The 10,024-nt window shown below is 54.2% G+C and carries 11 protein-coding genes; 7 read left to right on the top strand and 4 right to left on the bottom strand.

What is annotated here, in order from left to right:
• A partial coding sequence (locus HW561_RS22895; RefSeq protein ID WP_176867669.1) for a DMT family transporter occupies nt 1–786 on the bottom strand: 786 nt, incomplete at its 3' end.
• A complete protein-coding gene (locus HW561_RS22890) occupies nt 786–1,064 on the bottom strand; it encodes a hypothetical protein (protein WP_176867668.1) in 279 nt (92 codons plus the stop codon). The genes HW561_RS22895 and HW561_RS22890, both read right to left, overlap by 1 nt.
• Nucleotides 1,065–1,176: 112 nt before the next feature.
• Here HW561_RS22890 and HW561_RS22885 point away from each other — a divergent pair, with 112 nt between their 5' ends.
• On the top strand, nt 1,177–2,097 hold the full coding sequence (locus tag HW561_RS22885; protein ID WP_176867667.1) for a LysR family transcriptional regulator: 921 nt from the start codon (nt 1,177–1,179) through the stop codon (nt 2,095–2,097).
• Nucleotides 2,098–2,442: 345 nt separating this feature from the next.
• On the opposite strand, the gene HW561_RS22880 is transcribed toward HW561_RS22885, so the two are convergent.
• Nucleotides 2,443–2,745, bottom strand: coding sequence for an SH3 domain-containing protein (locus HW561_RS22880; RefSeq protein WP_176867666.1), 303 nt, complete (start codon nt 2,743–2,745; stop codon nt 2,443–2,445).
• Nucleotides 2,746–2,914: 169 nt separating this feature from the next.
• On the opposite strand from HW561_RS22880, the gene HW561_RS24365 reads away from it, so the two are divergent.
• The 5 genes from HW561_RS24365 (at nt 2,915) to HW561_RS22855 (ending at nt 8,486) form a co-directional block, all read left to right on the top strand.
• Nucleotides 2,915–3,352: a methyltransferase family protein gene (locus HW561_RS24365; RefSeq protein ID WP_408015412.1), complete on the top strand. Its 438-nt coding sequence runs from the start codon at nt 2,915–2,917 to the stop codon at nt 3,350–3,352.
• 557 nt (nt 3,353–3,909) lie between these two features.
• Nucleotides 3,910–5,139: an adenylate/guanylate cyclase domain-containing protein gene (locus tag HW561_RS22870; RefSeq protein ID WP_176867664.1), complete on the top strand. Its 1,230-nt coding sequence runs from the start codon at nt 3,910–3,912 to the stop codon at nt 5,137–5,139.
• A gap of 596 nt (nt 5,140–5,735) precedes the next feature.
• The gene (locus tag HW561_RS22865; protein ID WP_176867663.1) at nt 5,736–6,098 is read left to right on the top strand and encodes a hypothetical protein; all 363 of its coding nucleotides are present in this window, start codon (nt 5,736–5,738) and stop codon (nt 6,096–6,098) included.
• Nucleotides 6,099–6,314: 216 nt separating this feature from the next.
• Nucleotides 6,315–6,866 (top strand): gluconate 2-dehydrogenase subunit 3 family protein, encoded by a 552-nt coding sequence (locus tag HW561_RS22860; RefSeq protein ID WP_176867662.1) that lies wholly within the window; start codon nt 6,315–6,317, stop codon nt 6,864–6,866.
• A gap of 42 nt (nt 6,867–6,908) precedes the next feature.
• Nucleotides 6,909–8,486 (top strand): GMC oxidoreductase, encoded by a 1,578-nt coding sequence (locus tag HW561_RS22855; RefSeq protein ID WP_176867661.1) that lies wholly within the window; start codon nt 6,909–6,911, stop codon nt 8,484–8,486.
• On the opposite strand, the gene HW561_RS22850 is transcribed toward HW561_RS22855, so the two are convergent.
• Nucleotides 8,483–9,169, bottom strand: coding sequence for a glutathione S-transferase N-terminal domain-containing protein (locus HW561_RS22850; RefSeq protein ID WP_268952784.1), 687 nt, complete (start codon nt 9,167–9,169; stop codon nt 8,483–8,485). The two genes, HW561_RS22855 and HW561_RS22850, sit on opposite strands and share 4 nt — an antisense overlap.
• Nucleotides 9,170–9,749: 580 nt before the next feature.
• Here HW561_RS22850 and HW561_RS22845 point away from each other — a divergent pair.
• Nucleotides 9,750–10,024: FadR/GntR family transcriptional regulator (locus HW561_RS22845; RefSeq protein ID WP_328803325.1), on the top strand; the 275-nt coding region annotated here is incomplete at its 3' end.

The following is a 10,024-nucleotide window of genomic DNA, read 5'->3' as shown; positions in this document are numbered from 1 at the left end:
AGCGATGCCGAAGAGCGTGGCGAAATAGCCAACCTGGGCAAAACCGACACCATCGGTGCGCCGCTGGACCTCGAATGTCAGCACATAGCTGAACGCGGTGATCAGCCCAATTCCTGTGATCGCGACAATGGTGCCAGGGCTTGGCATTGTGTTGCTTGCGATTTGGCCGCTTATCAGGATTGGCAGGCCAATCAAGAACAGTTGCAAAACCAAGGTTCCCGTTGCCAGCGTCATAGGATCACCGCCGGATGGGTAGATCCGGCTGCGGAAGACGTTACCCATTGCCAGTAGCAGAGGGCCTGCAATCGCCACAGCGATCCAATGTGGAGCCACCGCGGACAGATCGAATCCGTTGTAGGTGGCAAGGCTGATTCCGGCCAGTCCGATCAGAATTCCAACCAACCGGTGTCGCGGCAGCATTTGCCGTTCGACCAGAGCCGTAATCCCGAAAGTGAAGAGTGGCGAAAGGGTGACCAGCGCCGAGTAGAACCCAGTCGAGACATAGCTCAGGACCATATAGCCGACCAGAGCGGGCCCACTGATGCCAAGGAAACCGGCACCAAGGTAGTAGAGCAGATACCGGCGTCTCAGCAGTGGGCGTTTGCCGAAGCTGACCATGATTGGAAACAAAACGAGGCTTGCGACCAAGAGTTGCCAGAACAGCGCCAGCTGTGGCGGAGTACCTGCAATTGCCACCAATTTGGTTAACGTGAAGCTGACCCCGACGAGCGCGCCGATGACGATGATCAGGACTGTTGGAGGCAAGGTTCTGACAAAATGAGGCATCACACAGCCCCTGCTACTAAGATGCAATTATCGTCAGGTATCATCCAGTCTATCCAGATGACGCAGAACGCCTTACGCAGTCCCCTGAGCACCAACACTGGATCGACACCGTGGTACCACGAGGAAGCCTTGAACAGGTGGCGATAGGGAGTGGTCGACAAACTGGGGCCCGCATCCGGGCCGATCCAGTCGCTAAATGGGCTGGAGAGACGGTGAAAGCGCCCGTCAATGCGTACCGGCATGCCTCGCGAAATTTCGTTGATGAGTGTTTTGAGCATACCGGCTTCCGTTCATTGCTTACTGCCGATTAACTAATGAGTTTCCTAAAGAGTGTTAATTGGCTACTATAGAAACTAAAGGGTGAGAAAAAGTTACCCACGGGAGCATGACATGATCGAGATCGGCGCTATCCCTGTATTCGTTGCTGTGGCCGAATGTGGTGGATTTGCCTCGGCGGCGCGTCGGCTGGGGATTACGAAGTCGGCCGTCAGTAAACGGATTGGAACGCTGGAAACCCATCTTGGCACCCAACTGTTTCACCGCTCAACGCGCAGCATTTCGCTGACCGAAGCAGGGGAGATCTATCTGAATCATGCGGTTCAAGCGCTTGGCTCAGCGCAGGAAGCGGAAGATGCCGTTGCAGCAGTACAGGGGCGTCCGGTTGGGCACCTGAAATTGAGCGCGCCAATGTCGTTTGGGCGGCGGCATGTAGCGCCGTTGCTCACAGAATTTCTTGCCAACTATCCTGACATCACGCTGGACCTGACGATGGATGACCGTATCGTCGATCTGATCGATGCTGGGCTCGATTTGGCCATAAGGGCCGGCACCTTGCCGGACTCAGCCTTGATCGCGCGCCAACTGGCACCGATCCACAGTGTCATTGTTGCATCGCCGGAATATCTATCGCGGCAGGGTTCACCTCAACATCCGGAGGATCTGCTGTTGCACAACTGCTTGCACTATGCCTATTCGCGCGATCCGATGGAATGGGTGTTCCAAGACCAAAATGGTGAGCTGAAAGTACGCACAAAAGGGACTCTCAGGGTCAACAACAGCGAGACGCTTTGCACAACCTTGCTTGACGGTCTTGGTATTGGGCGATTGCCGACGTTTGTGGCCGGTGCTCATATCGCCGACGGACGTCTGATCCGGGTGCTGCCGGGCTATGCATTGCCGGAACAGGCGCTTTACGCCGTGTTTCACGAGCGGCGCCATATGCCAATGAAGGTAAGAGCTTTTGTGGACTTTCTGGCTGACCGGATCGGGCAGGAAATGCCGTTTTGGGATGTCGAGGCAGGTTTGGTTTAGTATCCGATCCAGCCTGAAAGCAAACGTGTCTATTCGCCATTGAGAACACCTCGATTGTAAACAGGGAACGACAGCTCAGTCCTGCGTTGCCGCCATCAAACTCTCCAAATTGCTGCTCTATGTATAGATGGCCCCTAACGGGCAGTTGGCCTGCCAGATTTGGTGTGCGCCGAATGTCAGCAAAGGGCCGCGAGTGGCTTCACCGATTCAATTGAAGGGCCGACTCCTTTGTGGCTCGCAAGTCAGTTCAAAGCTCATGTTAAGCAGTTCCAACTAGACGGAGAGGGCTTCTTCTGTCGACATTTCATGGATGCTGTTAAATTGGTAACGCTGATCACCGTTGTTTCAAATTTTTCGCAAGTATGCCCAAGAGACATACCCCTTGAGCCCACGAGCGCGCTCCAAGGAAACGCGGCACCATCGGGTGCCACCGGTTTGCTCGCAACTGTGAACTCGTAAGGCGGTTCCATTTGGCAGACCAACAATCACAATGTAGCCTGTTCCAGGCCCACCACGCATTTTCAGCATGTCACCGTCTTCGACGCCAAATACCTCGTATCGTCCGAGCGAGGCGGCGGCTGCCGGTTCAACGTTCATGATGGTCCCTAGGAACAATGCCGCCAGGGGTAAGAAGATTGCATTGCGCATCGCGATGTCCTGCTTGTTGCCTCAAATGATTTCCGCAAATGAAAATAAAGTGCGGCGCGCTCCCGACGATAGACAAGATACGGTAAGTCTACTCCATGTTTTGGCGAATGACTAAAACAGTGCTTATCCTTCCAGGAACAGCGCTGATTTACATCCCAATTTTGATCCAATGGTTCACCGAACATTGGCCATTTGGCGCAAGTGTTGGGACGCGTCTCCGTTGGGCTGTGGCGGCGATGTTGGCTGTCCCCGCGCTTGTTTGGCTGCCCACACGATGAAGCGGTTTGTTCATGATGGGCATGGAACTCCTGCACCGTGGGATCCACCTCAAAGATTTGTGGTCAGTGGACCTTTTCGTTTTGTACGCAATCCCATGCTTTCATCGGTCATTCTAATGATATTGGCTGAAGCCATGGCGTTGAACAGCCCGCTCCTGCTCGGCTGGGCGTTAGTGTTTTTTCTTCTCAATACGGTTTACTTCATATTCGTAGAAGAGCCGGGGTTGGAACGACGCTTTGGCGAGGAGCACCTACGGTACAAGGCAGCGGTGCCTAGATGGGTTCCAGTGTTGCGGCCGTACGAACCCCCAGGCGCCAACGGCTGTTGAATTGAAAGTTTTTTTTGCAGCGTGTGAATTCACAGGAGGCCAGATACTACGTGGTAGGGAAGGTCTGGTCTGGTGAAGTACCGCCGCACTGGGTTGAAGGGTGAATGTCTCTTATGAGACGTGAGACGCAGTGGGGCAGGCAACAGTACTGCCAGCCTGAGAAGCATATTTGTCTTATCATGCGGACGCCGCCCTAAGCCTATGGGCCGTTCCGCGTGATCAGTTTTTGGCGGGGCAGGGGGCCTTTCTTCAATGGCACCAAGATCTGGAATGAGCCCTTTCTCCAGGATGCTGCTGTGCGTGCGAACGGCGGCAATATCGGTTGATCCGGACGTTTGGTTCACGTGCGCTTTGCGTATTCTTGACCCAATCGGGATGTCCCCGACGACGTGACCAAGTGGAAGGTTTGCCAGCGAGGCTCATCCTTGGCGACGTAAGTTTCGCGCCACGATGCTGGCATTCATTCATGCTGTCGCGCACGTTTCACACTGCCTGCAAGCTTGACGGTCATCTCATTCCGACACCCAATTACGATCGTAGGCATTGGAGGGGTCCGTATGAAATGGCGCCGAGTTCTTCCAACGATCCGCTTTGGCACCGAACGCTATCCAGAGAAGGTCGCGCGGCGGCTCCGCGTTGTGAACGCGACCGCATTTGCGCTCGTGGCGATTTCTTTGGGATTTGTCGTCGCCCATATGATCAACCCCAATCCCGGCCTGTGGCCGGCATCGCTCGTCCATCTCGGCGCCGCGCTCGGTTTTAGCGCCGTCCCGTTAATGCATCGGTGGGGGCCGTCGCTGGGAGCGTCCCTGCTTATCGCGGTCGGCTTGGCCGATATTTCAGGACTATGTCTGATCTTTGGAACCGGGTCGGGATTGCACTTCTGGGCCCTGCTGGTTCCGGCGCTTCTCATTCCGTTCTACGGAGAGATACGCCTGCCAGTTGCAGTCGCGCTGGTCGTGTTGGCCGCTACGGTCACGATCATTCTGGAGGCCATAGCTCCGGTGAACACAGGGCTGCGGTCACCGCACCTGGTTTTCGTGGCGAATTTCATTCCGTCTGTCGTACTGAGCTTCACGATCCTGTTTTCGATCGTACTCTATGCGATGCGTCAGATCGCGCACGCCGAGGCGGCGGCTGAGCATGAGTTCGAGCGTTCCGAGGCATTGATCGCGAACATCCTACCTGTCAGTGTGGCTGCACGTCTCAAGGAGGGTGTCGGCGAAGTAGTTGCCGACCGATACGATAAGGCCTCTGTCCTTTTTGCCGACATGGAGGGGTTCACCGCGCGGGCAAGCGACACGGAGCCGGAGGATCTCGTTCGATTCCTCAACGACGTCTTCAGTGATCTTGACACGCTCGTCGAGAAACATGGCCTAGAGAAGATCAAAACCACCGGCGATGCTTACATGGTTGTGAGTGGCGTGCCCGAGCCGCGGCCAGACCAAGTTGAGGCACTCTCAGATCTCGCACTGGAGATGCGCGACGCGCTTGCTGACCTAGTTGATCCGAAAGGACGTGCGGTGCCGTTTCGCATCGGTATCGCCAGCGGTCCGGTCGTCGCTGGAGTCGTAGGCAGGCAAAAGTTCTTCTACGACGTTTGGGGCGACGCGGTTAACATGGCGGCGCGAATGGAGCAAACCGGCGAGCCTGGTCAAATCCAGGTGACATCGGACGTTCATGAACGCCTCAAGAACCGATTCATCTTCGTCGAACGCGGTTTGATAGAAGTTCGAGGCAAAGGCATGATGCGCACCTGGTTGCTGAACGGGAGGAAGATTGAATGAAAGGACAGGATGAGCGAGCTACTCCAGCATCGGTCTTTGTCTAAAAGACCAAACTGTCATTGTGTCCGTTCCTGGCACGAGGCCAAGTTAGCCCCAAGGGCAACAATAGGGCTGGACCGGACCTTCGGGATATTGTGCTAACGGCAGGTTTGTCCGCGGGTCAGAACTTCGGTACTACCTAAATCGAGCACTTGCAGAGAACGACAGCAATGCGGGCTGCGACTGCAGCATTCCGACACCAGCTCGAGTGACTGCTAAGGGCTGTCCTTAATAGGCCAAGAAATTCAATTGCCTGAGAATGAACGCGACGCTCTTCTTCGGTTTCTAAACAATACAGTCCAAATGTTGTCCAGAGAGCGGATCCTGAATTCGGTATAGGGCGAAGATGAAGGCCAGTTGACCAATGTTGTCGTCTATTTCGGCCGAGTCCGGCGAAACATTGGCACTGAAAGCCAGCGCATCGTTACACTCAGATTCGTAGGCTGCCGTAGTATGTTGGTACTGCCTAAGTGGTTTTGGGCAATTCCAGCGGCGCCTAAATTTTAGCCGGCTACAAAAACCACGTAAGCTATTGAACTAAGATTTTAGGAGATGTTATGTCGACTCCACAAATCGTTACTATCATCGGGTACTTTTCCGTACCTGCAGCCCATGCAGAGGCCTTTCGCAATAATTGCGCAGAGATGGTTGGCTTGCGCGACCTAGAAACCGGTCACCTTTCGTCAGCCTATAGTTTCGGTGCGGATGGGTCTGCAGTGTCACGTGAAGACTACGATAGTGCTGATGCTGTGATCCGGCATATGGAGGTGGGGAGCCACATCTTCGAAAACACACAGACATTGGTCGAGATTACCGGAGTCGAACTCCATGGGCCTGAGGCCGAACTTCGGAAGCTGCAAGACCTGTTCAGCGGGATGTCTCCCAAGGTTTTTGTGACCGAGATTGGATTTCGGAGTTAGTTTTGACTGCCTTCCACGTCGCAAACGTGATGAATCGGAACAAAGATGAGCAACTTACGAAATATATGAATTGTACTTTCTGCGTGAAAGAACGCCTCGGGTCCGAATTGCGTAAGGTTGTACCGGTAATAATGACTTTGAATTGCGCTCGTTTGACAAAGGTAGCGAAGCTGCCAAACTGATTTCACTCATACTCAGTGAGGGGAGGCAGGTCGAATGATGGGGCGAAGACGCTTTTTTACCGGCATAATCCCGACAACAGTCTGGACAAGCATTGCTATCCGTAGCTTGTCTTGTAACGCGGAGGCGAAGACCGTCGAACAGACAAGTTTTCTCATATTATCCACCACAGAGGCCGAAACACTTTCCGCTTGGTGCAATGTCATTGTCACTGGCGCAGGCAATGCTGGTGTCGCGCAATTTGTCGATCAAAGCCTTTCAAGAGCGCAATTAGCCTCTTTGCTTCTGTTGAGGTATCTGGACGCGAGTGACATGACTGGATTTTATCGAAACGGAATTGCTGGGATCGAAAAAGAAAGTGCGCACCGATTTGCGCAACCCTTTGTACAATTGACCAAAAGCCAGCAGACCGAAATGATTGCAGACGCGGTGGCGTCGAAAATGCAGGTCTGGAGTGATCCCGACCCAAACTTCTTCTACTTCATATCACGCAGCGACGCAGTAGATGTCGTTTATGGCACGGAAGCAGGGTTTGTGGATCTTGGAATCCCCTATTTGGCTCATATCACGCCGCCCCAACCCTGGTAGTTCAGGGCGCACCCGTGGCTCAATCCGGAATTGAGAGAACCGATGGCGAAGACCTCACATGCTAAAGTTGAAGTCCTGATCGTCGGTTCCGGAATTGCAGGTAGCACGATGGCGGTCGAACTGGGTGAAGCCGGTTTCAACGTGCTAGTCTTGGAGGCCGGACCGGAACGACAGCTGTCGGATATGGTCAGCTCACAAATCTGGTCGCGCCGTCTCAGATGGGCGGGGCCCGAGGTTCTTGAATCCGGCGATCTGGTCGGAGCCGCAAACTTTGCCATGGGATGGGGCACAGGTGGGGCCGGCCTGCACTGGTATGCCAATTGGTACCGGCTACATCCGGATGATTTTCACGTCCGGTCGCTGTATGGCCGCAGTCTGGATTGGCCAATTGGTTATGACGATCTACGGCCTTGGTACGATCATGCTCAGGCATATTTCGGTGTTTCCGGAGATACAGATCCCAATGCACCTCCGGGTGCGTCCTATCCCATGCCTGCCATGCCCGTTTCAAAGCAATCCTCAGCCATCAAAAAGGGCTTCGCGGCCGAAGGCCTGACCCTGACTCCCAACACCCTTGCGATCAATAGTGAACCCTATAACGGGCGAGCGGGGTGCCTGTTGGATGGCTGGTGCGATGCCGGATGCCCGATCGGGGCATTGGCGAACCCACTTGTTCTGCAATGGCCCCGCGCCAGGAAATCAGGCGTTGACCTGCGGCACAACGCCTATGTGACACGTCTTGAGACCGATGCGTCCGGATCGAAGGTAACCGGCGCTGTTTACCTCGATGAGACAGGTCAAGAGAACTTTCAACCCGCCGACATTGTGATCTCTGCCTGTCATACCATCTGGAATGCGCGGCTGCTGTTGCTGTCATCGAACGACCAGCACCCAAATGGCCTCGGCAATTGCAGCGGAACACTTGGACAATACTTCACATCCCACGCGCTCACAACGATTCATGGGTTGTTTTCAGAGGAAACAGAACCGCATACCGGCGTGTCCGGAGCAAACACACTGTGCCTGGATGGGTATGACGACAAACAGCCCACGACGGGGGCTTTTGGCAGCCGCGCGTGGTTAGTGGGTCAAGCTGCAAAACCAAACGACTTGTTAGGCACAGCCCTGGCAAAGCCTGACTTGTTCGGAGAAGCACTGAATAAATATCTCCGAAGAGCCAGTGCGCATTACGGCAACATGACCGTGCTTTGTGAAGAAGACAGCATACCGGAAAACCGCATTACCCTCGACCCCTCAAAACGGGACCGCTTTGGTCTGCCGCAAGCCCATGTCACGAACTCGCTTCCGAAAGAGAACGCGGCCCGATCTGATCTCGCCAAGGCCGAGGGTTTACGCATCTTCAAAGCCGCAGGAACCAGCGACGCATGGGCAGGTCCCCAAAACCCGATGCACATGATGGGCGGAACAATCATGGGGCGCGACCCGTCTGCCTCCGTTACAAATTCCTTTGGACAGCTTCATAAGGTCGATAACGTGTTTATTGCGGGCGCGAGCCTGTTTCCAACGCCAGGTGCAATTAATCCAACAGCAACATTGGCCGCATTGGTCTTTCGCACCGCAGATTACATTCGCTCTAATCGATCTGCTTTGGTTCCCTAAAGCTCACTGCGCGGTGGTTGCGCACGCCCCACACCGTCAAAAGCGTCCAGCATCACTTCGAACCAATTGTGAAGCGCGCTGTTCGGCAACCAGAGTGAACTGAAGCTGACAACGCGCACCCATTGGAACGTGCCGAAAAGAATGTAGTCCGAATAGTCAGGGTCGTCGCCACCCAGAAACGATGTCTCGGCCAAGGTCGTTTCAAGCGGAACAATTGCATTTTGAACAGCTTGGCGCGCAGTCTCCGGATCCGAGCCGATTTCTTCTACACTTTGGCCGAACTTCGAAAGCGTTCTTTCCTTGTAGTTGGTTTTGTCACAATTCGCAGTCAGTGGAAGTTGCTCGGCAATAACGGCACGAAAGATGAGAGGATGAAGCGTGCTGTCGGCCCAGTTGTTCACAAACAGCGCTTTCGTTTTGCACGATATGTCGTCAAAAAGCGGGTAGTCCGGATAGGTTTCATCCAGGTAAGTCGCAATTTGCCAGCTATCGCGCACCCACCTTCCGCCATCGACCAATGCCGGTTCGGTGACATCCCCTGAACGCGCGATCCTCTGCTTGTCGGTTATGTGCCAAGGCTGTGACTCAAACCTCAGCTTCTTGTGAGTCAACGCCATTCGGCTGCGCCAACAATACTGGCTCAGGCGCGCATTCGGATTTTGCCCGACAACTTCGAAGAGCATGCGGTCTTGTTTGGGACTGTCCATTGTAAGCCGAATATTTGGTCGGACGTACAATAGCACATGAGCTCAATCACAAGGAGCCGTTTGCTTGTTGATTAGGATCAGGCGCTGGACCTTCTTGTTACTTCTGCCTGGCTCAGAACCGCTCAACACCTCCAATTCCCGTTAGCATAGCCATACCCCGCCTCAGGTTTTCCCTGAAGAACTTTAACCACGCGCTGCATGACTTTGGCGAGCCTTAGAATTAGCATCCGTGGAGAACATCCTGATGTGCACTGGCAGCGAAAGTCAGCATTGCGGGCTGCGACTGCAGCACTTCAGAGGTCCGACGAACGGCAGCTATGGGCCGTGCCGACCTACGAGCCTTTTTCAGTAGGATGCCCCATTTCTCCCAATTCGGGTTTGAGCTTTCAAAAGCAAAAAACGTGCAATGGGCCTATTCTGCCTCAGTTCTGACCCACTCAACACGGTTTGATAGCCATTGATAAAACAGCGTTCAATTATAATGTCGGACATTAAAGTATATTTTGTCTGACATTATGTGTAGTGTCGGAATGAACTTGATTCGGAGCCGTCAAACGTGCCAGAAAATTTCCAATCCAAGGAACAGTTGGAAGACGCTGCAAATTCACTGCAGGTGTTACCATCAGGCAGTACCAGTCGCGATGTTTTGGATGCGCTGTCTGAGATGATCGAAGCGGAAGGCCTTCGGATTGGCGATCGCCTGCCCCCCGAGGTCGCAATCGCGCGTCAGCTCGGTATTGGACGGGCAAAAGTCCGCGAAGCCCTGACGAGCTGGCAGAGTATGGGCATCGTCGTGCGCAACAAGAAAGCCGGGACGCGCTTGGCGGCCGA

This window comes from Ruegeria haliotis, assembly GCF_013377785.1.
GTDB classification, from domain to species: Bacteria; Pseudomonadota; Alphaproteobacteria; order Rhodobacterales; family Rhodobacteraceae; genus Ruegeria; species Ruegeria haliotis.
This window is presented reverse-complemented; position numbering and strand designations above follow the sequence as displayed.

Excerpts from the sequence above, each read along its gene's own strand:
- HW561_RS22890 (WP_176867668.1), bottom strand. The coding sequence starts at position 1,064 with ATGCTCAAAACACTCATCAACGAAATTTCGCGAGGCATGCCGGTACGC.
- HW561_RS22885 (WP_176867667.1), top strand. The coding sequence starts at position 1,177 with ATGATCGAGATCGGCGCTATCCCTGTATTCGTTGCTGTGGCCGAATGT.
- HW561_RS22880 (WP_176867666.1), bottom strand. The coding sequence starts at position 2,745 with ATGCGCAATGCAATCTTCTTACCCCTGGCGGCATTGTTCCTAGGGACC.
- HW561_RS24365 (WP_408015412.1), top strand. The coding sequence starts at position 2,915 with ATGGTTCACCGAACATTGGCCATTTGGCGCAAGTGTTGGGACGCGTCT.
- HW561_RS22870 (WP_176867664.1), top strand. The coding sequence starts at position 3,910 with ATGAAATGGCGCCGAGTTCTTCCAACGATCCGCTTTGGCACCGAACGC.
- HW561_RS22865 (WP_176867663.1), top strand. The coding sequence starts at position 5,736 with ATGTCGACTCCACAAATCGTTACTATCATCGGGTACTTTTCCGTACCT.
- HW561_RS22860 (WP_176867662.1), top strand. The coding sequence starts at position 6,315 with ATGATGGGGCGAAGACGCTTTTTTACCGGCATAATCCCGACAACAGTC.
- HW561_RS22855 (WP_176867661.1), top strand. The coding sequence starts at position 6,909 with ATGGCGAAGACCTCACATGCTAAAGTTGAAGTCCTGATCGTCGGTTCC.
- HW561_RS22850 (WP_268952784.1), bottom strand. The coding sequence starts at position 9,169 with ATGCTCTTCGAAGTTGTCGGGCAAAATCCGAATGCGCGCCTGAGCCAG.